Annotated in this window: 23 protein-coding genes; 12 read left to right on the top strand and 11 right to left on the bottom strand. The window is 73.6% G+C overall.

Annotated features, from left to right (window positions below):
• Positions 1–293: 293 nt before the first annotated feature.
• The 6 genes from FZC61_RS21900 to FZC61_RS21880 form a co-directional block, all read right to left on the bottom strand.
• The gene (locus FZC61_RS21900; protein WP_148616395.1) at positions 294–1,661 is read right to left on the bottom strand and encodes an FAD-binding oxidoreductase; all 1,368 of its coding nucleotides are present in this window, start codon (positions 1,659–1,661) and stop codon (positions 294–296) included.
• Positions 1,662–1,680: 19 nt separating this feature from the next.
• Entirely contained in the window at positions 1,681–2,898 is a 1,218-nt protein-coding gene (locus tag FZC61_RS21895) for an MFS transporter (RefSeq protein WP_148616394.1), read from the bottom strand.
• A 66-nt stretch (positions 2,899–2,964) separates the two neighbouring features.
• Positions 2,965–3,873, bottom strand: coding sequence for a lipase family protein (locus FZC61_RS21890; protein WP_211357395.1), 909 nt, complete (start codon positions 3,871–3,873; stop codon positions 2,965–2,967).
• A gap of 39 nt (positions 3,874–3,912) precedes the next feature.
• Positions 3,913–4,314: a hypothetical protein gene (locus tag FZC61_RS23515; RefSeq protein ID WP_211357394.1), complete on the bottom strand. Its 402-nt coding sequence runs from the start codon at positions 4,312–4,314 to the stop codon at positions 3,913–3,915.
• An 88-nt stretch (positions 4,315–4,402) separates the two neighbouring features.
• The gene (locus FZC61_RS21885) at positions 4,403–4,939 is read right to left on the bottom strand and encodes a GNAT family N-acetyltransferase (protein WP_170286226.1); all 537 of its coding nucleotides are present in this window, start codon (positions 4,937–4,939) and stop codon (positions 4,403–4,405) included.
• Positions 4,940–4,947: 8 nt separating this feature from the next.
• Entirely contained in the window at positions 4,948–5,256 is a 309-nt protein-coding gene (locus FZC61_RS21880) for an STAS domain-containing protein (protein ID WP_170286225.1), read from the bottom strand.
• Between the two features lie 120 nt (positions 5,257–5,376).
• Between FZC61_RS21880 and FZC61_RS21875 the strand changes: the two genes are divergently transcribed.
• The 3 genes from FZC61_RS21875 (at position 5,377) to FZC61_RS21865 (ending at position 9,791) form a co-directional block, all read left to right on the top strand.
• Positions 5,377–6,834, top strand: coding sequence for an ATP-binding SpoIIE family protein phosphatase (locus tag FZC61_RS21875; protein WP_148616391.1), 1,458 nt, complete (start codon positions 5,377–5,379; stop codon positions 6,832–6,834).
• Positions 6,824–7,474, top strand: a complete 651-nt coding sequence (locus tag FZC61_RS21870; RefSeq protein ID WP_148616390.1) for a response regulator transcription factor — start codon at positions 6,824–6,826, stop codon at positions 7,472–7,474. Before FZC61_RS21875 ends, FZC61_RS21870 begins: the two co-directional genes overlap by 11 nt.
• Before the next feature lie 154 nt (positions 7,475–7,628).
• Positions 7,629–9,791 (top strand): SpoIIE family protein phosphatase, encoded by a 2,163-nt coding sequence (locus FZC61_RS21865; RefSeq protein ID WP_148616389.1) that lies wholly within the window; start codon positions 7,629–7,631, stop codon positions 9,789–9,791.
• Positions 9,792–9,827: 36 nt separating this feature from the next.
• On the opposite strand, the gene FZC61_RS21860 is transcribed toward FZC61_RS21865, so the two are convergent.
• A complete protein-coding gene (locus tag FZC61_RS21860) occupies positions 9,828–10,034 on the bottom strand; it encodes a hypothetical protein (protein WP_148616388.1) in 207 nt (68 codons plus the stop codon).
• Positions 10,035–10,136: 102 nt separating this feature from the next.
• The gene (locus tag FZC61_RS21855; RefSeq protein ID WP_148616387.1) at positions 10,137–10,880 is read right to left on the bottom strand and encodes a TetR/AcrR family transcriptional regulator; all 744 of its coding nucleotides are present in this window, start codon (positions 10,878–10,880) and stop codon (positions 10,137–10,139) included.
• Between the two features lie 82 nt (positions 10,881–10,962).
• Between FZC61_RS21855 and FZC61_RS21850 the strand changes: the two genes are divergently transcribed.
• The 7 genes from FZC61_RS21850 (at position 10,963) to FZC61_RS21820 (ending at position 16,995) form a co-directional block, all read left to right on the top strand.
• Positions 10,963–11,838, top strand: a complete 876-nt coding sequence (locus FZC61_RS21850; RefSeq protein WP_148616386.1) for an NmrA family NAD(P)-binding protein — start codon at positions 10,963–10,965, stop codon at positions 11,836–11,838.
• A 135-nt stretch (positions 11,839–11,973) separates the two neighbouring features.
• Positions 11,974–12,663 carry a hypothetical protein gene (locus tag FZC61_RS21845; protein WP_148616385.1) on the top strand — a complete coding sequence of 230 codons (690 nt, stop codon included), beginning with the start codon at positions 11,974–11,976 and terminating at the stop codon, positions 12,661–12,663.
• The gene (locus FZC61_RS21840; protein ID WP_148616384.1) at positions 12,656–13,243 is read left to right on the top strand and encodes an RNA polymerase sigma factor; all 588 of its coding nucleotides are present in this window, start codon (positions 12,656–12,658) and stop codon (positions 13,241–13,243) included. Before FZC61_RS21845 ends, FZC61_RS21840 begins: the two co-directional genes overlap by 8 nt.
• A gap of 119 nt (positions 13,244–13,362) precedes the next feature.
• Complete coding sequence (locus FZC61_RS21835; RefSeq protein ID WP_148616383.1) at positions 13,363–13,767, top strand: hypothetical protein; 405 nt, start codon at positions 13,363–13,365, stop codon at positions 13,765–13,767.
• Between the two features lie 93 nt (positions 13,768–13,860).
• Entirely contained in the window at positions 13,861–14,850 is a 990-nt protein-coding gene (locus FZC61_RS21830) for an aldo/keto reductase (protein WP_148616382.1), read from the top strand.
• A 140-nt stretch (positions 14,851–14,990) separates the two neighbouring features.
• Complete coding sequence (locus tag FZC61_RS21825) at positions 14,991–15,491, top strand: hemerythrin domain-containing protein (RefSeq protein WP_148616381.1); 501 nt, start codon at positions 14,991–14,993, stop codon at positions 15,489–15,491.
• A 40-nt stretch (positions 15,492–15,531) separates the two neighbouring features.
• Positions 15,532–16,995 (top strand): serine/threonine-protein kinase, encoded by a 1,464-nt coding sequence (locus tag FZC61_RS21820; RefSeq protein ID WP_148616380.1) that lies wholly within the window; start codon positions 15,532–15,534, stop codon positions 16,993–16,995.
• Here FZC61_RS21820 and FZC61_RS21815 read toward each other — a convergent pair.
• The gene (locus FZC61_RS21815; protein WP_148616379.1) at positions 16,965–17,690 is read right to left on the bottom strand and encodes an SDR family NAD(P)-dependent oxidoreductase; all 726 of its coding nucleotides are present in this window, start codon (positions 17,688–17,690) and stop codon (positions 16,965–16,967) included. The two genes, FZC61_RS21820 and FZC61_RS21815, sit on opposite strands and share 31 nt — an antisense overlap.
• A gap of 112 nt (positions 17,691–17,802) precedes the next feature.
• On the opposite strand from FZC61_RS21815, the gene FZC61_RS21810 reads away from it, so the two are divergent.
• Positions 17,803–18,681, top strand: coding sequence for a helix-turn-helix domain-containing protein (locus tag FZC61_RS21810; protein ID WP_211357393.1), 879 nt, complete (start codon positions 17,803–17,805; stop codon positions 18,679–18,681).
• Positions 18,682–18,981: 300 nt separating this feature from the next.
• Complete coding sequence (locus FZC61_RS21805; protein ID WP_170286224.1) at positions 18,982–19,830, top strand: septum formation family protein; 849 nt, start codon at positions 18,982–18,984, stop codon at positions 19,828–19,830.
• A 799-nt stretch (positions 19,831–20,629) separates the two neighbouring features.
• Here FZC61_RS21805 and FZC61_RS21800 read toward each other — a convergent pair.
• Positions 20,630–21,874, bottom strand: a complete 1,245-nt coding sequence (locus FZC61_RS21800; protein WP_148616376.1) for an HNH endonuclease signature motif containing protein — start codon at positions 21,872–21,874, stop codon at positions 20,630–20,632.
• 169 nt (positions 21,875–22,043) lie between these two features.
• A complete protein-coding gene (locus tag FZC61_RS21795; RefSeq protein ID WP_148616375.1) occupies positions 22,044–22,457 on the bottom strand; it encodes a hypothetical protein in 414 nt (137 codons plus the stop codon).
• Between the last annotated feature and the right edge of the window lie 187 nt (positions 22,458–22,644).

The following is a 22,644-nucleotide window of genomic DNA, read 5'->3' as shown; positions in this document are numbered from 1 at the left end:
AGGCTTGGCATGAACAAAGGTGGCTCACCCACCGCCCGAACGTGCCGCGCGCGGGGGCGCGGGTGTGCCTCGGCCACCACGTCCGCGCCTACCGGTCGCGCCCGGATCGGCGACCTGTTGCCGCGTCCGCAGCTGCGCGCAGCACTCGATCGGTCGCGTTCATCGCGCCTGAGACGCGGACGTCGGTGCCCGCGGGGAAGTAGGCCCGACGCCGCCGCTCCAGGACGTGCCACAGGCGGGCCGGGTGTCGGACTTCGAGCGCGCCACGGCGACCAGCGCAGCGACCCGCGCCCTCAGAGCCCGAGCGCCCCCGGGTTGAGGATGCCGGCGGGGTCCAGGGCGCGCTTGACGCGCCGGTTGAGCTCCATGACGTCGGGGCCGAGCTGGTCGGGCAGGGCGGCGGCCTTGGCGCGGCCGACGCCGTGCTCGCCGGTGATCGTGCCGCCCAGGGCGATCGCGGCGGCCATCACCTCGTGGAAGGCGGTGCGCGCGCGGTCCTCGGACTCGGGCGTGTAGACGATGATCGGGTGGGTGTTGCCGTCGCCGGCGTGGGCGACGACGGGGATCTCGACGCCGTGGCGTACGGCGATCGCGGCGATCCGGGCGAGCAGCTCGGGCAGCAGCGGGATCGGGACGCCGACGTCCTCGAGCAGGATCGAGCCGCGGGCCTCGATGGCCGGGAACGCCATCCGGCGGGCGGCGACGAACATCTCGCCCTCGGCCGGGTCGTCGGTCACGAAGACCTCGGCGCCGGCGGCCTCGCAGGCGGCCTGCATGACCGCGACCTCCTCGGCGCGGGCGGCGCCGGGGGCGTCGGACTGGGCGACGAGCAGGGCGGCGGTCGAGCGGTCGAGGCCCATCGGCTTGTAGTCCTCGACGGCGTTGATCGAGGTCTGGTCCATCAGCTCCATCATCGAGGGCCGCATCGTGCGCCCGACCGCGACGACGGCCTGTGCGGCCGCGGTCACCGAGCCGAACGACGCGACCAGCGTCGAGCGCGGCGCCTGCGCCGGCACGAGCCGCAGGATCGCGCGGGTGACGACGCCGAGGGTGCCCTCGCTGCCGACGAAGAGCTTGAGCAGCGACAGCCCGGCGACGTCCTTGACGCGCTTGCCGCCCAGGGTGATCAGCGTGCCGTCGGCCAGCACGACGTCGAGGCCGAGCACGTAGTCGGTGGTGACGCCGTACTTGACGCAGCACAGGCCGCCGGCGTTGGTGGCGACGTTGCCGCCGATCGAGCAGATCTCGTACGACGAGGGGTCGGGCGGGTACCACAGGGCGTGCTCGGCGGCGGCCGCCTTGACCTCGATGTTGAGGGCGCCGGGCTCGACGACAGCCACGCGGCACTCGGTGTCGATCTCGATGGCGCGCATGCGCTCCAGGCTCAGCACGATGCCGCCGTCGACGGCCGACGACCCGCCCGACAGGCCGCTGCCGGCGCCGCGCGGCACGACGGGCACACCGTGCTCGGCGGCCCAGCACACGGCGGTCCGCACGTGCTCGGCCGTCTCGGCGCGCACGACCGCGAGGGGCGTGCCGGCCGAGACGTCGTGCGACCAGTCCCAGCGGTAGGGCTCGACCACGTCGGGGTCGACGGTCACGACCCCCTCGGGCAGGGCGGCGACCAGGGCGGGGAGGGCAGCGACGGCGTTGTCGGTCACGCCTCCCAGCAAAGCACGGTCAGTCGCTCTGGCGGACCAGCATCGCGATGCCGGCCGGCACGGCGAGCGCGACGAGCGCAGCGAGGCCCGTGAGCACGGGTGTGACGTCGAGCGCCGTCAGCAGCGCACCGATCACCACCACGGGCACGGTCAGACCGACGTAGGCCGCAGCGAAGAGCGTGGCGAGGGTCCCGGCCCGACGCTCGGGGGCAGCCAGCCCCGACACGGTGGCGACGGACGCCGAGAAGACCAGGCCGACGCCGCCGGCCGTGAGGAAGCCGCCCACCACGTACGCCGCCAGGGCACCGGTCTGACCCGCGCCGGCCATCACGACCACACCGCCGGTGACCAGCGCGGCGCCGACCTGCAGCTGGCGTCGGCGCGCAGCACGGCTGAGCACGACCTGGCTGACGACGCCACCGGCCAGCACCGTCGTCACGATGGCGCCGGTCACGACCCGCGACGTCGTCCCGACCACCTGCACGAGGAACTGCCCGGTCAGCGCCGTGATGAAGGCCAGCACCGCGAAGCTGCTGAACGCGGCGACCGCCGCTCCGACGAACGGTGCCCGGACCTCGCGGTCGATCACGAGGCGCTGCGGGCGGTAGCGCCAGGGCGCGGCCACGACGTCGCCGGACACCGTCTCGGGCACGCGGCGCAGTGCGACGCCGACGCCGACGAGCAGCATCACGTAGACGACGTACGGGGTGCTGAGGGGCCGCGGGAGCAGCGAGGCCAGCGACGCGACCAGCGGTCCGATCGCGAGCCCACCCAGGTTGGCGACGTTGGCGACGGTCCGCCCCAGGACCGGGGCGGCACCGGGACGCCAACAGGCGTGCAGCTCGAGGAGGTAGGCGGTCGCGGTGGGCGCGCACCCACCGACTCCGAGCCCGGTGAGGAACCGCAGCACCAGCAGCCACCACGTCGCGCTCCCAGCCGCGAAGCCCACGGCACAGGCCGCCTCGAGCACCACCACACCCAGCAGCAGGCGACGACGCCCGACGTGGTCGCTCACGTGCCCCAGGAGAACCAGGCCCAGCACGACGCCTGCACCGAACGCGGCGAAGACGAGGGTCACGGTGAAGGGGCCGAAGCCGTTGCGCTCCTCGTAGAGCCCGTAGAGCGGCGTCGGCACCGTCATGAACGACATGACGACCAGGAACGACGCGGCCGTCAGCCAGAACGACCGGGCCGCGTGGGTCCGTTCGTCGGTGTCGGTGTCGGTCCTGGCGGCCACGAGTCGCGCAACCAGCCGCGCGCCGGTGATGTTCCCCAGGCTGTTCCCCAGGCGCGAGTCAGCGGTTCATCGAGGCATCGGCACCGGGGCCAGGGAGTTGCCCTGGGCGATGCTCCCGCAGCTGCTCGGGGCGGCCGGCCCGGCGAAGCGCTGCTCGACCCACGCGATCGCGTCGGGCAGCCACAGCGAGACGGTGGTGAAGTGGCTCAGCGGGTACTGCTGGTAGCGCACGCGGGTGCCGGCCCGGCAGTACCGGCGCGCCAGGCTCCGCACGTCGCCGGCGATCATGACGCCGTCGCCCGCACCGATCCCGGGCTTGGTGCCGGGGGTGCCCTCGACCTCGCCGCCGGTGCCCTGGCCGATGAACATCGGGACCGTCGGGCTGGGCCGCTGGCCGAGGTTGAGCTTGTTGACGGCCTCGGCGTAGACGCCGACGCTCTCGGGGTCCCGGTAGCGGGGCTTGGCGATCTTCTGCCAGGTCAGGCCGGGGTAGGCCCCGAGCACGGTCGTGATCGACGCCTGGTCGAGCCGGGCGAAGAGGCGCTTGCCGTAGGCGTTGAGGTAGGGGTCGAGGTCGAGCTCGAAGGCGCGCCCGGCACCGATGAGGGCCATCGCGAGCACCCCGGCCCAGACCTGCGAGCCCGAGACGTAGCCCAGGTTGTTGTCGGGCGCGACGAGCACCCCGCCCTCGGCCGCACCCACGACGAGCCTGTTGATCCCCGGCGCGTACGACGGCGCGAGGGCCGCCGCCCAGCCGGTGGCGATCGCGCCGCCGGAGTAGCCCAGCAGCGCGATGTCGGGCCGGGGCGCGATGCCGGCGGCGGGCGAGCGGAGCGCCGCGCGCAGCGAGTCGAGGGTGGTGCGGCCGTACTCCGGCCCGGCGGCGAAGTCGGCGGTGCGGCCCTGGGTGTCGGCGACGACGACGCTGTAGCCCTCGAGCAGGAACGGCGCGACCAGCCCGAGCTCGGCGTGCACGGCGCTCGCGCCCGGGCTGCGCCCGCCGCTGACGGCGTACTACGGGCCGTCGAGGGGGTTGAGCGAGTCGTAGAAGGAGCCGTAGGCCACGACGCGGTCGGGGTGCAGCGCGACCGGCGGCCGGAGCACCGAGGTGACGTTGGTGGTGGGTCGCCCGAGCTGGTCGGTGGTGCGGTGGAGCAGCTGCACGACCCGGATCGGGACCGGCACCCCCTGCAGCGAGTAGGTGAGGCTGCGGGTCCTGATGACCGTGCCGCGCCGCATCTTCGCCAGCTCGGCCCGCGTGCCGGAGTAGGTGTGGAATGCGTCGGCCCTCGCGGCCCGAGCGGTGGCCGCAGCGGCGGCCCGATCCGAGACGACAGCCGCCGACGTCGGGGCCGGGACGGCGAGCAGCACGGCGGCGGTGGCGGTGGCCGTCAGCGCGGCGACACAGCGGGACACGCGGCCCATGGTGACCTCCAAGGTCGCGGACCAGGCGGTCGCCGGGTCGGGAGCACGCCCATGATCGGTCACCGCGGGGGCGCGACGCTCACCCGGTTCGCACGCTGGACGTGAACCGGCTGAGGTCGACCAGGCGGTGCAGGTGCTCGTCATAGAGCTGCCCGTCGCCGTAGGGCTCGGTGCCCGGCAGGGTCGCGACGAGCGCGAACCCGGAGCGCAGGGCGACCCGGCACGACGCGCCGTTGACAACCGCGTGCTGGAGCCGGATCGACGTCGGTGCGAGCTCGGTGAACGCGCGTCGGCAGGCGGCGGCGACGGCGGCCGTCGCGACACCACGACCGGTCTCGGCGGCGCGGACCCGGTAGCCGATCTCGGCCTCGCCGTGGCCGTCGTGCATCCCGAACACCGACACCGTGCCCAGGAACCGGTCGTCGTCGGGGTCGGCCACCGCCCAGGTGCGGAAGTCGGTGCCCTCGGCGCCCCGGTTGTTGTCAGCGCACCACCGGGCCGGGTCGAGGTCGGCGGGCCCGGGGTTCCACTGCGCGACGTCGGGCTCGGCGAACAGGGCCGCCACCGCCGGCTCGTCGGCCGGGACGAACGCGCGGAGCCGGACCGTCGCGCTCACGGCACGGGTCAGGCGGTGCGGTGCGGGAGGCCGCAGACGAGGAGCACCCGCTGGGCGATGCTGCCCTCGTCGGCGCGCAGTTCGAGGGACTGGCCGGCGGCGGTGGCCTGCTGGTGGGCCCGGGCCAGGACGCCGACCGCGGCGCTGGGCAGGTAGGTCACCGCGGTGAGGTCGAGGACCAGGGAGCGCGAGAACGCCTCGGTGCGGCTGTCGAGCTCGTCGCGGAGCTCGGCCGCAGCGGTCTCGTCGACCTCGCCGGTGACGGTCAGGACGTGAGCGGCGTCGTCGTAGTCGGTGGAGAAGGACCCGGGGTGCACGCGCACCACCCTAGTAGGTCCCGGCTATCGACTCGCGGGTGAGCCTGGGCCCCCGGGGCTCTGGCATCGTGAGACGGCATCGACCTCCCCCACGGGCCCCCTAGACAGTCAAGAGATTCAGTGACCGACGACGACCTCGACGAGTTCACCGCTGCGCTGCACGACGTCGTCCTGCCCGTGAGCGTGCCCGTCCTGCCGGGTCTCGACCTCGCCGCGCACTTCTCGGTCCCGGCTGAGCCGGGCGAGGCGACGGGCGCCTGGTTCGACGTCGTCCGGCTGCGGTCGGGGCGCGTCGCGCTGAGCCTGGGCCAGGTGCCCGGCAGCGGCCTCGCGGTCGTCGCCGCCGCCGGGTCGGTCAGCGCGGTGCTGCGCGCGGGCCTGCTGTGCCACGAGGACGTCGTCGAGGCGCTGCGGCTCGCCACCTTGTACGCCGAGCACAGCCCCGGCGTGGCCGGCACCACCGCGGTCGTCGCGGTGGTCGACCCGGCGACGCACGAGCTGACCTACGCCACCGCCGGCCACCCGGGCCCGCTCGTCGCCCCGGCCGGCGCCCCGGCCCGGGCCCTCGACCCGACGGCCCTCGACCGGCTGGGGTCCGGCGCCGAGCCCGTCGCGGTCCGACACCGGCTCCACGACGGCGACGTCCTGCTGCTGAGCTCCCAGGTGGAGGCCGTCGACACGGCCCAGGCGGGTGAGGGCGACCTCGCGCTGCTCGACCGCACCCGGGTGCCCGGCGACGTCTCGGCGACCTGCACCGCCTACGCGGCCGCGCTCGGCGAGCACCAGGCCCGTGGCGCGGTCGCCGTGGTCGCCGCCGAGGTCAGCTCGACGGTGCACGACGCCCTCGACCTCGACCTCGTGGTCGACGACTCCACCAGCCGCGCGGCCCGCGGCGCGCTCGGCGACTGGCTCGAGGCCCTCGGCGCGACCCCCACCGACGTCCTCTCCCTGATCCACGCGAGCGCCGAGCTGGTGGCCAACGCCGCCGAGCACGCCTACGCAGGCGGCACCCCCGGCACGGTCGGCCTGCACGCCTCCCAGTCGACCGACGGCGAGATCACCGTCGAGGTCACCGACACCGGGCGCTGGAGCGCCGCGGTCGTGTCCGACGTCTCTCGCGGGCGGGGTCTCGCGATGGCGGCCGGTCTGGTCGACGACCTCCTGGTCACCCACGACGACCAGGGCACCCGGGCCCGTCTGCGCCACCGGCTGACCCGCCCCGTCCTGGTCGACCGCGTCCCCGCCGACCCGGCCCGGCCGGCCGACGAACCCCTGGTCGTCGAGCGTCCCGCGCTCGGCGTCGTACGCCTGTCGGGCGCGCTCGGCCACGACGAGGTCGACCAGCTCACCTACGCCCTCCTGCTGGCCTCCCAGGGCCGCACCCAGGCCCTCGACGTCGACCTGTCCGAGGTCACCGCCCTCTCGGCCGGTGGGCTCACGCTGCTGGGCGACCTCGTGCGCCCCGACGGCGCGCCCGACCCCGGGTCGGCGCGAGCACCCGTCACCCTGCTCGCGCGCCGGGGGTCGGTGTCGCAGGTCGAGCTCGAGCGTGCCGGGATCGCCCATCGTGCGTCCTGACTCGATGGGCCAGCGTCGTCCGCTGCGCGTCGCGGTGGCCGAGGACGCGCCCGTGGTCGTGGCGGGCGTCGAGGCCATCCTGCGGGCCGCGGGCTCCGACCTCACCCCCGTCGCCATCGACAGCTCCCGCCACGGCTCGCCCCCGCCCGACGTCGTGCTCTACGACCCCCACCGCGGCGTCCCCGACGGCATCGGCCCGGTCGCGGGCCACCCCGGTCCGACGCTGATCGCCTTCTCGTGGACCGTGAGCGAGGACGTCGCCGTGCGCTCGCGCGCCCAGGGAGCCGCCGGGTTGCTGTCCAAGGACCTGCCGGTCGCCCGGCTGCTGGCCTCGATCCGCGCGATCCACGCCGGCGACCGCATCGACTACACCGTGACCGTCGAGGGGGGTCCCGCGACCGGCCGCAACGCGCCGCGACCCGACGGCCTCACCGCTCGCGAGGTCGAGATGCTCGAGCTGATCACCCAGGGCCTGAGCAACGAGGAGATCGCGCGCACCCTCTACCTCAGCATCAACTCGGTCAAGACCTACATCCGCACCGCCTACCGCAAGATCGGGGTGACGCGGCGTCCCCAGGCCGTGCTGTGGGGCGTGCACCACGGGTTCGCGGCCGACCCCCCACGGCCGCTGTCGGGCTGAGACAGGCCGTCCCCGAGCCGAGATTCACCCCTCCGGTGCCCCACAATCACCCCCCGGGATCCGCGACGGATGTGCCCAGCGCCTGCGCCGTACGGCAGACTCGGTCCCGAACATTTCGTGGCACGGGCTCAGGACAGGGTGGGATCGCAGGTAGATGCTGGACGACGGACTCGAGGTAGGTGCGCTCGACGAGGCACCGGCAGCGGTGCTGGTCGTCGACCTGCCGTCGCGCCAGGTGGTCCACGTCAACGACGTCGCGCAGCAGCTGGCCCCCGGGATCGGCCTGCCCGTCGACCTCGACAAGTGGTCCGACGCGGCCGCGCTGCGCGACCCCGACGGCGCCCAGCTCTCCGAGACCGACCACCCTCTCTCCCGGGTCGCGCGCAGCGAGCCGGTCGCCGGTCAGGCCGTCTCGGCCGCCCGGCGCAGCGCGATGGGGGCGCGGCGGGTGCCGCTGTGGCTGGTGGCGATGCCCATGGCCGGCGCACCGATGCTCGAGCAGCACGCCCTGGTGGTCCTGCTGCCGCTCAACGACTCCCGGGCCGCGTCGCTGCGTGCCGGCACGACCACACCCGACGACCTGCCCGCGGTCCTTCCCGTTGTCGACGACGACGTCCTGGTCGGGCGCGAGCTGCGCGACCGCGCCCTGAGCGCGACGGCCCTGTCGTTCACCGTCGCCGACGCGCTCGACCCAGAGCAGCCCCTGGTGTGGATCAACCCGGCCTTCACCGCCTCGACCGGCTACGAGTTCGACGAGGCCGTGGGCCGCAACTGCCGCTTCCTGCAGGGCGAGGACACCGACGAGTTCGGGCCGCGTCGCATGCGCGAGGCGATCGCCCAGGGGGTCTCCACCAGCGTCACGCTGCTCAACTACCGCAAGGACGGCACGCCCTTCTGGAACCAGGTCGACCTCAGCCCGGTGCGTGACCTCGAGGGCCGCATCGCCCACTACGTCGGCATCCAGACCGACGTGACGCTGCGCGTCGAGTCCGAGCTGCGCACCAGCCACGCCCTGGAGTCCGAGCGCGAGGCCCGCGCCGACGCCGAGGCCGCCCGCGGCCGGCTGTCGTTCCTCGTCGAGGCGGTCAACCGCCTCAGCGGCACCCTCGACGCCACCGAGTGCGCCGAGCGGCTGCTCTCGTTGGTCGTCCCCTACCTCGCCGACTGGGCCCTGCTGCTGCAGGTCGACGCCCCGCTCGGCGACCAGGGGCCCTCGCGGATGGCCGGACGGCACCGCCACCCGCACCGGCAGCCCGAGGTCGACGCCTACGTCGAGGTGCTGCCCGACGCCCTGCGTGACGGCAACCTGGCCGAGCTGCTCCTCGACGGCAAGGAGGTCCGGATCATCGGCGACCTCGACCAGCCCTCGAGCCTGCGCGAGCGGGCTGGCTACCTCCAGGACCTGTCGCTGACCGAGCTCACCCGGAGCCTCGAGGGGCGCGAGGCCATGCTCGTCGCCCTCACCGGTCGCTCCGCGGTGCGGGACGTCCTGGTGCTGGTGCGCACCGGCGACCGCGCGGCGTTCGACGACGAGGACGTCACCATGGCCGTCGACCTGGGCCGCCGCGCCGGGCTGATCCTCGAGAACGTCGCGCTCTACCGGGCCCAGGCCCGCATCGCCGAGGTGCTCCAGCACAGCCTCCTGCCCGAGCTGCCCCGCATCGAGTCGGTCACGGCGGCGGCCCGCTACGTCGCCAACCAGTCCGGAGCCGAGATCGGCGGCGACTTCTACGAGCTGCTCGACCTGCGCGACGCCGGCATCGGCATCGCCATCGGCGACGTCACCGGCCACGACATCCTCTCCGCGGCGGCCATGGGCCACCTCAAGGGACTGCTGCGCGCCGCGGCCTACGACAACTACGCCCGACCGGCCGCCGTCCTCGAGCAGGTCGACCACCTGATGCTGGGGCTGGGCATGCCCACCATCGCCACCGCCGCCTTCGCCCACGCCACCCGTCACGGCGACGGGTGGCGCCTGACCTGGACCAGCGCCGGGCACCCGCCGCTTCTCGTACGCCGCCCCGACGGCAGCGCCGAGACGCTGTCCATCACCCACAACGACGTGCTGCTCGGGCTCGCCGAGAGCACCCGGACCCAGCACGAGGTGCTCCTGCCGCGCGGGTCCACGGTGCTGGCCTACACCGACGGGCTGGTCGAGCGGCGCCGCGAGGCGATGGACGAGGGCCTGGCCCGGCTGCTCGTCGCCGTGGGCGAGGCACCTGCCGACGTCGACGGGCTGTGCGACCACGTCCTGGCCGTCATGGGCGGCAGCGACCGCGACGACGACATCGCGGTCCTGGCCGTCACGCTCGAGTGACGGCCAGCCGGCGCGAGCACGCGGCTCCGGGGCGCGTCAGGCCGGAACAGCCGTACGGGCGGCAGGGTGGTCGATCATCGCCGCGATGCGGTGCACCGTCGAGGCGTCGAACGGGTCGAGACCCTCGACGACGACCCCACCCGGGACGTCGGGGTGCGGAGCCGCGGCGTGACCCAGCGCGGTCAACGAGCTGATCACCTGGTCGGCGGTGGTCGCGCTGGACAGGATGAGCTGGAGCCTCATGGGTGCACCTTTCGTCGCGTGCGCCACTGCGCGCACGGGTAGTTGATCCCCGCCCCACCACCGCCCGAAACCGCACCTGCGGGTGAGAAGGGTCGCGCGGCCTCAGGTGTCGCCCAGCGAACGCAGCGACCGCAGGGAACGTGCCAGCCACTCCCCCATCAGCGTCCGTTCGGCGTCGGTGAGCGCGGGCAGCTCCGGCAGCAGGGCCGCCAGGGTGACGACCGCCGTCGTCAGCCGGTCGTCGCCGCCACGCCCGTCGTCCGGCGCGGCCCCGGGCGTCAGGATCGCGGCCGTCACGGCGTCGAGCACGGCCTCGGCGAGCCCCGGGTCGCGCCTGGCCGCCGGGGTCTCGAGGAGCGCGGTGACGGTGCCCGCACCGGCCGCACGGACCAGGCCCAGGGCACGGTCCTCGTCGACGCGGAGCAAACCCGCCGAAGCGAGGCGGCGCAGCCGGGCGCGCAGCACCTCGATGCCCGCCCGGGTCGCGGGTGAGGGCTCGCTGCGCGCAGGCCCGCCGAGCAGCGCGTGGAGCTCGGGGTTGGCCAGGCAGAAGTCGACGTGCATGCGCCAGCCCTCGCGCAGGTCGGTGACGGGGTCGACCTCGGTGGAGGCCGCGGCCGCGCGCTTGGCGGCGACGTAGGTCGCCATCACGTGCTCCGCGACGGCCTCCACCAGGCCGTCCTTGTCGCCGAAGAGACGGTAGATCGCGGGCGCCTGGACGGCCGCGGCGCGGGCCACGGCGCGCGTGGTGAGCGCCCGCGCTCCGTGCTCCCGCAGGAGTCGGGCGGCGGCCTCGACGATCCGCTCGCGCGTGTCGTCGGGGCCGGGGCCGGCGTCGATGGTCATCCATCAATGTTATCGACGTCTTGCTTCCGTTGATATTCCAGCGTTAGCGTGGTGGCGATATCAACGGAAACAGGAGGCGGCCATGCTCGTCATCACCGGTGCGACCGGACAGCTCGGATCACGGGTCGTCGGGCGCGTCCTGGCCCGAGTACCGGCCGAGGAGGTCGCCGTGAGCGTGCGCGACCAGGCGGCCGCCCGGGGCCTGGCGGACAGAGGCGTCCGGGTGCGTGTCGGCGACTTCACCGATCCCGCCACCCTGACGCACGCCTTCGAGGGGGCACGGCGCGTGCTCGTCGTGTCAGCCTCGATCCGTGGGCCGGGCGCCGTCGCCGCCAACGTGGCCGCGATCGAGGCCGCGCGAGCCGCCGGGGCCGAGCGGGTGCTCTACACCAGCCACCAGGCCTCGTCCCCGACGTCGGCCTTCGCCCCCCAGCACACCCACGCGGCGGTCGAGGCCCACCTGGTCGGGCACGGCCTGCCCTTCACCGCCCTGCGCAACGGGTTCTACGTCAGCACCCTGGCCCACTTCCTCGGCGACGCCGTTGCGTCCGGGCGCCTGGTGCTGCCCGAGGACGGCCCGGTCTCGTGGACCCACCACGACGACCTCGCCGAGGTGGCGGCCGCCGCGCTCGTCGGCGACGCGGGGCTCGAAGGGCTCGACGGGCTGACCCCACCGCTGACAGCCCCGGGCCCGCTCGACCTCGCCGCGGTCGCCGAGATCGCCGCAGAGGTCCTGGGACGCCCGGTCGAGCGCGAGGTCGTCGGCGACGACGCCTGGAAGCACGCGGCGGTCGCGGGAGGCATGCCGCCGGCAGCGGCCGACTTCACGCTCGGCATGTTCCGTGCCGCGCGTGCCGGTGAGCTCGTGGCCGACGACCCGACCCTGGAGCGGGTGCTCGGTCGCCCGGCCGTCAGCGCGCGCGCGGCGATCGCGGCGATGGTGGGTGCCCTCGGGTGACAGCCGACGCTGCCCTCGGGGTCCCCCGGTCGGGCCCTCTCGACCGGGATCGCGGCTGTAACACCCGGGCGGGGCCACGGGAGGAGATGATCAGCAACGCGCCACGCCCCACCCGACGATCGGACTGTGTCCCCGATGAACCCCCGCCCGCGAGACCTCCGGCTCGACGTGCCCCCGGTCGAGCCCCCCGACGACCTGGTGCACCGCCTGGCGGTGCTCGCCCGGGCCAGCACCCCCACGCGGCGCGCCCGGCACCGGGTGGTCACGTTGCTCTCGACCGCGCTGGGGGCCCTGTTCCTGTCCGTGGGCGCCGCCTGGGCCACCGGCGCGATCACCGTCCCGGGGCTGCCGGCCCCGACGCTGGAGCAGTCCCCGACCGCTCCCGCCGACCCGGGCACGCCCGACAGCACCGACACCACCGACCCCACCGGCCCGACGGACCCGACCGACCCGTCGGGCCCGACCGGCGTCCCCGGCACCGGTCCCGCGACCGGCCAGCCCGCCCCCGGCGAGACCCCCCGCACCCCCCGCCCCGGTGGGCCCGGGTCCGGCCAGCCGGACCGGCCCGACCAGCCGACCCGTCCCGCGCAGCCCACCCAGCCGCCGCGACCCGACGTACCCGCACCGCCGCGGCCCGACCGCCCGCCGCGCCCGGACCGGCCCGACCGCCCGGACCGTCCGGACCGCCCCGACAAGCCCGACAAGCCGCCCAAGCCGCCCAAGCCGCCCAAGCCGGAGCCCGGTCCGTCGAGCCAGTCCGGCCCGCCAGCCGCGACCACAGCTCCCCACCCCACCCCGGTCACTGGCCAGGGTGTGCATGGCTGAGCCCCCCCTCGAGCCGTCCGGCTCCCCCGACGACGACCTCGTCGCACGGGCCAAGGACGGCGACCCGGACGCCTGGCGAGAGCTCTACCGAGAGCACGCCGGGCGTCTTGTCGCGTGGCTACGGCTGCGCCCGACCGGCGACGCCGCCCTCACCGCCGACGACGTCGCCGCCGACGCGTGGCTCGTGGCGGCCAGCAAGATCGCCGACTTCGACGGGACGTCGTCGGAGTTCGCCGGATGGCTGTTCGGCATCGCCCGCAAGATCAGCTTCCGCGCCAAGGAGCGGTCCGACCGCCGGCGTACGGCGCCCGGTGAGGTCAGCGAGGTCGGCGACCACCTCGAGACCGTCGCCGACCCGACCCTGGCGATCGACACCCACGACTGGGTGCGCCACACGCTCGAGAGCCTGCCGCCACGCGAGCGCGACGTGGTCGGCCTCATCGACGGCCTCGGCCTCGACACGCAGGGAGCGGCCGTCGCGCTCGGCATGACCCAGGTCGCCGTCCGGGTCGCCCGGCACCGCGGGCTGCGTCGGCTCGAGCGGATCGCCGCGAGCCGGGCCGACCTGACCCCTACCTGAGCCGGGCCTGTCCAGACCACTGCAAGCAATTTCTGGACCCCGTGTAACGCAGGTCACGGTGCGCGGGAGGTAGGCCTCGAACCCCCCCCACCAACATCTTCGGACCATCAGGAGCACTCATGCACACCGCTACCCGTGTCGCCGGCGTCGTCGCCGGCCTGACGATGACCTTCGCCTCCCTGGGCGCCGTCCCCGCGTCGTACGCCGACGAGGCCGCCGGCGACCCGGCCGCCGCCCCGTGCGCCGACCAGCAGGCGCAGGTCGACCGGGCCGAGGACGCCCTGGCCCGCGTCACCGCGGTCTTCGCCAAGCAGCAGGCCCGGGTCAAGAAGGCCAAGGACGACGTCGAGGCTGCTGACACCCCGCGCGAGGAGAAGCGCGCCGAGCGCGCCCTGGCCAAGGCCAAGGACGCGCGTGCGGAGGCCAAGCAGACCAAGCGTGCCCAGCAGCAGCGCGTCGCCCGCGCGCAGGCCCGCCTCGACGCCTGCCAGGCCGAGCAGCCCACCGAGCAGCCCGCCCCCTGACCGACCCGGCAGCGGCGACCCCCATGGGAGCCGGCAGCACCCTCGTGGTGCGGCCGGCTCCTGTCGCGTCCGGCGGCGTCGTAGGTTCGGGACATGGACACACGCACTCTCGGACAGGGCCTCGAGGTCTCGGCGATCGGCCTGGGCTGCATGGGCATGAGCCACGGCTTCGGACCGGCCAGCGACACCGCGGAGATGACCACGGTGCTGCGTGACGCCGTCGAGCTCGGCGTCACGTTCTTCGACACCGCCGAGGTCTACGGCCCCTTCGTCAACGAGGAGCTGGTCGGGGCGGCGCTCGCGCCGGTCCGCGACCAGGTCGTCATCGCCACCAAGTTCGGCTTCGCCTTCGACGCCGACGGCCGGCAGACCGGTGGGCTCGACAGCACCCCCGACCACGTCCGCGCGGCCGTCGACGGCTCGCTGCGGCGCCTGGGCCTCGACCACATCGACCTGCTCTACCAGCACCGCGTCGACCCCGCCGTCCCGATCGAGGAGGTCGCCGGGACCGTGCAGGAGCTGATCGCGGCCGGCAAGGTGCGTCACTTCGGGCTGTCCGAGGCCGGCGTCGACACGATCCGCCGCGCCCACGCCGTGCAGCCGGTGACCGCCTTGCAGAGCGAGTACTCGTTGTGGTGGCGCGACCTGGAGGCCGAGATCATCCCGGTGCTCGACGGGCTCGGCATCGGCCTGGTGGCGTTCAGCCCCCTCGGGCGCGGCTTCCTGACCGGCGCCATCACCAGCGACACGTCGTTCGACAGCAACGACATCCGGACGTCGCTGCCGCGCTTCGCGCCCGAGGCCCGGGCGGCCAACCAGGCCGTCGTCGACCTGCTCGCGCGCCTGGGCGCCGACAAGGGCGCCACGCCCGGCCAGGTCGCCCTGGCCTGGCTGCTGGCGCAGCAGCCCTGGGTCGTGCCGATCCCGGGCACCCGACGTACGTCGCGGGTCGCGGAGAACATCGGCGCTGCCGACGTCGAGCTGACCCCCGCCGACCTGGCTGACCTCGAGTCCGCGATCGCGGCGGTCGAGGTCGTGGGTCACCGCTACTCCGAGGCGATGGAGAAGATGATCGACCGCTGAGGCCGGCCCTCCTGCACCGGCCCTCCTGCACTGGTCCTGCACTGGTCCTGCACTGGTCTCTACGGGTGAATCAACCGCCTGGGGTCGCGCCTAGCGTCGGGGGTCCGCCGTCAACGTTCGACCCGACCGGAGGGACCCCCATGTCCACCGACGCCATCGTCCTGCTCAAGGACGACCACAAGGCCATCCTCAAGACCTTCCAGGACTTCGAGAAGCTCGGACCCGACGCGCACGTGCGCAAGGGCCAGCTCGTCGACCGCATGGTCGAGCTGCTCACCGTGCACACCTACCTCGAGAACGAGGTGATGTACCCGCGGGTCCGCGAGCTGCTCCCGGCCCTCGAGGACGACGTCCTGGAGTCCTACGAGGAGCACCACGTCGCCGACGTGCTGGTGATGGAGCTGGTCGGCATGAAGCCCGACGCGGAGCGCTTCACCGCGAAGACCACGGTCCTCATCGAGAACGTGCGGCACCACATCGACGAGGAGGAGAAGCAGTGGTTCCCGCAGGTGCGCGAGGGCCTGAGCCGCACCGTGCTGCAGCAGATCGGTCAGGAGATGATCGACGCCCGGGCCACAGCGCCGACCAAGCCGTCCCAGCCGGGCGCGCTGAAGAAGACCATCGACGCGGTCATCAAGTAGTCCTCGTCGCGCACCGGAGGCTGCACGAGAGGAGGGCGTCATGACCGCGACGACGATCGCCGGCCGCTACACGGTCGAGCGGGTCATCGGCCACGGCGGCATGGGGTCGGTCTACCTGTGCCGCGACGAGGTGCTGGGCCGCCGGGTGGCGGTCAAGCAGGTCGGGCACCTGCCGGGCGAGTCGACGTCCGACGTCGACCGGGCGCTGCGAGAGGCCCGCTCGTCGGCCGCGCTCAACCACCCGCACGTCGTGTCGGTCTACGACGCCGTCGAGGACGGTGACCACAACTGGCTGGTCATGGAGTACGTCGAGTCCCGCACGCTCGCGGAGGTGCTGGCCGACGAGGGCCCGCTCAGCCCCGAGCGCGCGGCCCGCCTCGGCGCGCAGGCCGCCGACGGACTGGCGGCGGCCCACTCCCGCGGCACCGTGCACCGCGACGTCAAGCCCGGCAACATCCTGGTGACCGCCGACGACCACGTGAAGATCATGGACTTCGGCATCTCCCGCACCCACGGCGACGCGCAGCTCACGTCGACCGGGCTGCTGACCGGCACCCCCGCCTACTTCGCGCCCGAGATCGCCCGGGGCGAGGAGCCGGGCCTGGCCGCCGACGTGTGGGCCCTCGGCGCCACGCTGTACGCCGCCGTCGAGGGGCACCCGCCGTACCCCGAGCAGGGCAACGCCCTCGCGCTGCTCACGACCATCGCCACCCGCTCGGCCCCGCTCCCCCGCCGGGCCGGCGTCCTGACCGAGGCCATCAACCGGATGATGGACCGCGACCCGGTCGCCCGGTGGTCGATGGCCGACGCCGCCCACGTGCTGCGGCGCATCCAGGACCAGGCGGCGGTCGAGGTGGTGGCCCCGCCCCCCGCGGCCCGCACGACAGCCATCACTCCAAAGACCCCCGCGACTTCCGTGACCCCCGCGACCGGCGACGACCGTCGCCGTGGCTGGCTGCTCCCCGTGGCTGCGGTCCTGCTGCTCGCGCTGCTCGTGGGCGCGGGGGCGCTGCTGCTGCAGGGCGGTGACGACACCCGTGACCGGGTGCCGGCCGCGGGTCGCACCGACACCCCGCGCAAGACCCGGACCCCGGCCGCGGCGCAAGCCCCGGAGACTTCGTCCGAGCCGGCCCCGTCGGCATCCGTCCCGGTGGCGCCCTCACCCCCGGCCGAGACCGAGGGCGAGAGCGAGGCCGACTCCCCGGCGCCGACCGGTGACGTCGAGGCGTTCGGCGAGGAGTACTACGGCCTGCTGCCCGGCGACACCGAGGCGGCCTACGCGCTGCTGTCGCCGTCGTACGGCTCCAGCTACGCGCAGTACGACGGGTTCTGGCGCACCATCGAGGCCGTCGACGTCCGCGACGTCACCGCGGTCGACGACACCACCGTCGACGTCAGCCTGACCTACACGACCAGCGACGGCGGGACCGACGACGAGACCCGACGGCTCTACCTGGAGCCGACCGACGACGGCTACGTGATCGTCGACGACACGGTGGTCTGAGCCCACGACGTCTCACCGTGCCGGTCGACGAAACGTCCGGAGCCCCGGCCCGGCCCCTCGGTGGCGAGGGCGACGACGGCGTCGGTCCCCTCGGTGACCGTCTGCGGGCCGGAGTGGGCGTTGAGGTCGGTCGCGGTGTAGCCGGGGTCGGCGGCGTTGACCCGGATGTCGGGCAGTGCCTTGGCGTACTGCGTGGTGAGCATGGTGAGCGCGGCCTTCGAGGCCGTGTAGGCCGGCGCGACGACCTGCGACTCGGGCCGCGACGGGTCGTGCGTGTGCTCGAGGGACCCCATGCCGCTGCTGACGTTGACGATGACGGGGTCGGCGGAGCGCCGCAGGAGCGGGAGGAACGCGGTGGTGGTGCGGACGACGCCGGCCACGTTGACGTCGAGCACCTCGAGGACGTCGGCCCCGCTCAGCGAGGCCGGGTCGACGTGGGTGCCGAGGATGCCGGCGTTGTTGACGAGCACGTCGACGTGGCCCTCGTGGGCCGCGACGTCGGCGGCCGCGGCGCGCACGGAGTCGTCGTCGGTGACGTCGATCTGCACGAAGCGGACGCCGAGACGCTCGGCCGCGGCGGCGCCGCGTGCAGGGTCGCGGGCGCCCAGGACGACGGTGTGGCCGAGCTCGACGAGGCGGCGGGCGGTCTCGAGGCCGAGGCCCTTGTTGGCCCCGGTGATGAAGGTGGTGGTCATGGCTCGATCCTGCGGGGACCACGGGCCGGCCACCAGGGACGTCGCGACGGTAGGAGCCGCCGTACCACCCACGGCGCTGCCACGACCTGCGGTCGCGGGGCATGATCGAGCGGTGACGACCGCGACCGACCTGGGCTCCACCATCCGCGCGTGGCGCGACCGGTTGCCGCCCGCCGCCGCGGGGCTACCGGCGCGGCGCGGGCGGCGTACGACGGGGCTGCGCCGCGAGGAGCTGGCCGAGCTGGCGGGCGTCTCGGTCGACTACGTCGTGCGCCTCGAGCAGGGTCGGGCCACCACCCCGTCGGCCCAGGTCGTCGCCGCGCTCGCGCGGGCCCTGCAGCTGAGCACCGACGAGCGCGACCACCTGTTCCGCCTGGCCTCGCTCGCGCCCCCCAGCAGCGGCCTGGTCTCCGAGCACCTGACCCCGAGCGTCCACCGGGTGCTGTCACGCCTGGACGACGCAGCGGTCGCCGTGTTCGCCGCCGACTGGCAGCTGGTCTGGTGGAACAGCGGCTGGGCCGCCCTCCTCGGCGACCCCGCCACCGTGCCGGTCGCCGTGCGCAACTTCGCGCGCTGCGTCTTTCCTGTCGCCGGCGACCCCGCCACCGTGGCCCAGTGGCCCGTCGTCGTGCACGACCAGGCCCACACCGAGGCCGCGGTCGCCTCCGACCTGCGCCGCGCGACCGGCCGCTTCCCCCACGACCCCCGACTGGCCGCCCTGGTCACCCGCCTGCTCGACGGCAACGCCCGCTTCGCCGAGCTGTGGGCCGACGGCACCGTCAGCGCCCACCGCGAGGACCGCAAGGTGGTCCACCACCCCGCCGTCGGACCCGTGACGGTCGACTGCGACACCCTCACCGACGGCGAGGCCGACCTCAAGATCGTGGTGATGACCGCCGTACCCGGCTCCGACGACGAGAGCCGGTTCCGGCTGGCGCTGCTGGCCGGCGTCCAGGGTGAGGACGTGGTCCGGACCAGAGCCGGGTCCTGACGGCCGGGTCGGGGCGCTGGGGGGCACCAAGGACGCCGTCTCGCCCTGCGAGGTCCTCGACCCGGCTTTCGAGCGGCTCGTGACCACCGTGCACGTCGACTGAGGTCCCGCTGGTCCGGAGCCTCCTCATCGGCGGTCTCACCGACTGGCGGGGGGGTCGCGAAAGGCACGTGAACTGGGACGTCACGGCGTCACGGCGTCACGGCGTCACGGCGTCACGGCTTCATGGTCGGGCGGGTCCGGCCGTTTACACTCCTCCTGCCAAGGGCGTCAGGCCCGCCGCACGTCGTCTGGATGGTCGTGAACCAGGAGCCCGATCCGCTCGAACGTCTCGTCCCCCCAGGACCGCCCGTCGTGCCCGAGCCGGCACACGAGCTGCCCCAGCGCACCGGTGCCTCGGCGGTCGAGCAGTGGCCGGCACGGGCCATGGGTCAGCCAGCGGCCCACACCGCCTACTACCCCGACGAGCAGCTGGGGCGCGGGCATGCTCCGCGTGGCTCGCAGACGATGGCACGGTGGGCGCTGGGGCTCTCGCTCTTGTTGTGCGTCCCGTTCGGGTTCCTGGTCGGTGCTGGCCTCGCCATCGCGGTGTTGGTGCGCAGCCATCGCCACCGCATCAACTACGGCAGACGCAAGGCGATTGCGGCGCTGGCGATCACGGGCTTGGTGCTGGCAGCCAACGCCGTCTACGTCGTCATCGTGTTCTTCAACGGTTTCGATGCCAGCGAGCGGGACTCGTCTGGTCGAGTCGTCGAAGGCGGTACGGTCACGCTCGATCGCCTACGCGCAGGCGATTGCTTCAACGGCGGTGGCCTCGAGGCTCTGCCCGAGGACGGCATCGCGGGTGAGGCGGCGCTCACGGCTGACGTCGTCCCTTGTGGTCGTGCCCACCAGGCCGAGGTCTTCCACCTGTTCGACATCGAGTCGGACAGTTACCCAGGAGACGCGGCTGTGCAGGAGCGCCTGAAGGAATGCGTCTCGAAGTTCCGGACCTTCGTCGGCCGGTCCTATCAACGCTCGCAACTGGAGATCGTCTTCCTCTATCCATCGAGCGACACCTGGCGCCTGGGGGACAGGGAGGTCACCTGCATCGTGGTCGACCCAGACCTGACCGAGGTCATCGGCAGCCTTGCCGGGTCGCGACGCTAGTCGCGGCGCCGAGCCCACACGGCATCGCACGCTCACAGTGTCTCGAGTGGTGACCCCAACAGGAACGCGCCTGGCCGGGCGCGGCGGACCCTTCGGTGCGAGGGCCTGGGCCGCCTGACACCGGTCGCGCGAGGCGCCCCCGGCCGTCGTCACCACAACCGGTCACACGCTGCCGAGCCACCAGGGTCCACCACCGCCATGCGGGGAAACGACGACAACGCTTGACGCGAGCCACCTCACGCGGATGGTCGGGCGGAGCACGCTGGGCGGCAGAGTCGGGCGGATCCGCTGTCGGCAGGTGCGGGCGGTGAGTGAGCCACTCTTTCCATGCCGCGCCTGGTGCCCAAGGTGGCTCACACACCGCTCGGGTGCCAGGTCGCAGAGCTTGGCGGCGCGGCGGTGAGCGAGCCACGAGGGAACGTTGGGCGGCACGTGCCGGCGGCTTGACCTGCGACGCATCAGGCGAGGTTCGCGTGAACCTGGTGCACGCGATCCTCGCCTGATCCTGATCCGAACGGCGACGGCGTCGGGCGGACGAGTACCTGAACACGACCGAAGGTTCGTGCCACCTGGTGGCACGAACCTTCGGTGCTGACCTCTCGAGCCTGGGCTCACGTCGTCAGCGGAGGATCCTCGACGCCACACCCCGACATTCCTCCACCGTCCGACACCGGTGGGCAGCGTCACTCACCAGGCCTCGAGGCTCGGGCCCAGCGGCCCTCGCACCTCGACCACCGTGAAGGCAGTCGCCCGACCGTCGGCAAAGTCGGGCGGATCACCCTCGACTCATTCAGAACCGTCAGGTGCGCATGGGGTCGGTGCTGGGGTCGTGGGCGCGGGCGTGGTGGTAGGGGCACAGCAGCTGGGTGGTGCGCAGGTCGGTGCCGCCGCCTTGGGCCCAGGGGATGACGTGGTGGGCGTGGCACAGGTAGCCAGGCACGTTGCAACCTGAGTGGTGTTGGCAATGTCGTTGCTCGATGATCGCGGCCAACCGTTGGGCCGGGGTGTGGAACCGGCAGGTGCGGCCCAGGGCGAGGACCTCACCGTTGGCGTTCATCCAGGCCGGGATGATCCCGGCACCGCAGGCCATGCGGAGGAACTCGGTGTGGCTGATCCTGGTGCCGGTCTCCAGGGTCGCGGCCTTGACCTTGCCCTGGAGGATCTCGTAGTCGCCGATGACGACGACGGTCGCTGACAGGCCCCCAACCTTCGGCAAACGTGACGGGTCGTAGCCACCGATCCATTCGATGAACGCGTGGCCCATCCGCTCAGCCGACGGGGTCTTCCAGTCGTAGGAGCCGGCCCCCTGTGCTGCGCGTACGTGTTTCGGGGCGGCCAGTGCGTGGAGCTGTTTGCGGAACGCGTCGGCGATGGCGGTGGGGATGGTGAACCGGCCGTGGGTCAGGCCGTCACTGGCGTTGGCCATCGACAGCTTGGTCTTGGCGCGGGCCCGGGCTTCCTGGTCCTCCAGGGCCTTGGCCTCGCGGGCCTCGTAGCCGGTGGGGTCCAGGCGTTCCCAGATCGCCTGGCCCAGGCCGACCAGGGCGTCGGCGTCACAGCCGCCGGTCGCTTCGTTGAGCAGGAACGCCTCCGCCCGGGCCTGGTCATGGGGGCTGACGCGTTCGGCGTCGAGCAACCCGACCTGGTCGGCGATCGCCTGGGCCTGCTCGGCGTGGATCTCACCGCGTGCGGTCGCCGCCCGGGTGGGCTCGAGATCCGCGCACGCCTCGGCGAGCCGGACCTTGCCCCGGGCGGTGCGCCGGGTGACCCCGGTGGTGCGTTGGACCCACCGCGCGGTGTCGCGACACTGCGCAGCACCGGCCAGGTCCAGGACCGAAGCCTGGCTGATCGCGCGGGCCTCGACCTCCGCGACCCCGGCCGCGACCCTCGCCGCCAACGCGACCACCCGGGTGGTGGTCTCGGCGTCCATCGACCAGGTCGGGACGTCAGCCAGGCCCTTCAGGTCGTCGAGCACCGAGCACAGCAGCGCCTCGATCGGGTGACCCGATCGGTGCGTCGTGGTGGTGTCGGTGCGCTCGGCCATGGGTCCATTCCAGCACCCACCACCGACAGTCCAGATCGAGTTTCCCGCTCAACCACAGGGGTTGTGGACAACGCGACGGTCACCCGGGACTGTGGACGACTCCTGGTTGATTCCACAGCCACGCGGCTCAGCGAGGGCCGGGAGACGAGCCACGAGCGAACACCCGGTCCTAGGACCGGCGCCGCCTGAACCATCGTCGCGACGACCCGCCGGCAGCCGAGCCGACCGGAGGCCGCAGCGACTCAGCCTGCGGATCGAAGCAGACCAGGCCGTGCTGGGCCGCCACCTCCGCGGCGAACTCCGAGTCCTCTTCGGCCCGGGTCCACACCATCGAGAAGTAGACGGCATCCCCGTCGGCGTTACTCATGAGAGGGCAGTCCGCCCAGGGCGACTCCTCACCGGCGTCAGCGTCAAGGTCGGGCCAGCGGGACAGCAGGGCCTCGACGTAGGCGCGGATGCGCGGCGTCGGTTCGGCGGGATTGTCCTCGGACTCGAACCGGCTCATGACCAGCTCGTAGGTCTCCGCAGCGGCGGCGTCCGACTCGGGTCTCGGCCCGTCCCAGACCGCGAGGTCGTAGCTCATGCCCGCACCCTGCCATGTCGTACCAATGCCCTGGAAGCGCGGTTCATGGGGTCTCGAGGCTCGGGCCTAGGAGCCTGCTGAACAAGCAGGGGTGGGGACCCGCGTTTGTTGTGGGTGCGGGCGGAGCGCCGCCAAGGCAGTCGAGCTGCGGTCAGCACACGTGGTGCGACACGGGGTCGTTCCGCCC

The organism is Nocardioides rubriscoriae (assembly GCF_008087085.1).
GTDB classification, from domain to species: Bacteria; Actinomycetota; Actinomycetes; order Propionibacteriales; family Nocardioidaceae; genus Nocardioides; species Nocardioides rubriscoriae.
This window is presented reverse-complemented; position numbering and strand designations above follow the sequence as displayed.

Excerpts from the sequence above, each read along its gene's own strand:
- FZC61_RS21850 (WP_148616386.1), top strand. The coding sequence starts at position 10,963 with ATGCTCGTCATCACCGGTGCGACCGGACAGCTCGGATCACGGGTCGTC.
- FZC61_RS21835 (WP_148616383.1), top strand. The coding sequence starts at position 13,363 with ATGCACACCGCTACCCGTGTCGCCGGCGTCGTCGCCGGCCTGACGATG.
- FZC61_RS21830 (WP_148616382.1), top strand. The coding sequence starts at position 13,861 with ATGGACACACGCACTCTCGGACAGGGCCTCGAGGTCTCGGCGATCGGC.
- FZC61_RS21825 (WP_148616381.1), top strand. The coding sequence starts at position 14,991 with ATGTCCACCGACGCCATCGTCCTGCTCAAGGACGACCACAAGGCCATC.
- FZC61_RS21820 (WP_148616380.1), top strand. The coding sequence starts at position 15,532 with ATGACCGCGACGACGATCGCCGGCCGCTACACGGTCGAGCGGGTCATC.
- FZC61_RS21855 (WP_148616387.1), bottom strand. The coding sequence starts at position 10,880 with ATGACCATCGACGCCGGCCCCGGCCCCGACGACACGCGCGAGCGGATC.
- FZC61_RS21860 (WP_148616388.1), bottom strand. The coding sequence starts at position 10,034 with ATGAGGCTCCAGCTCATCCTGTCCAGCGCGACCACCGCCGACCAGGTG.
- FZC61_RS21840 (WP_148616384.1), top strand. The coding sequence starts at position 12,656 with ATGGCTGAGCCCCCCCTCGAGCCGTCCGGCTCCCCCGACGACGACCTC.
- FZC61_RS21815 (WP_148616379.1), bottom strand. The coding sequence starts at position 17,690 with ATGACCACCACCTTCATCACCGGGGCCAACAAGGGCCTCGGCCTCGAG.
- FZC61_RS21795 (WP_148616375.1), bottom strand. The coding sequence starts at position 22,457 with ATGAGCTACGACCTCGCGGTCTGGGACGGGCCGAGACCCGAGTCGGAC.
- FZC61_RS21845 (WP_148616385.1), top strand. The coding sequence starts at position 11,974 with ATGAACCCCCGCCCGCGAGACCTCCGGCTCGACGTGCCCCCGGTCGAG.
- FZC61_RS21865 (WP_148616389.1), top strand. The coding sequence starts at position 7,629 with ATGCTGGACGACGGACTCGAGGTAGGTGCGCTCGACGAGGCACCGGCA.
- FZC61_RS21800 (WP_148616376.1), bottom strand. The coding sequence starts at position 21,874 with ATGGCCGAGCGCACCGACACCACCACGACGCACCGATCGGGTCACCCG.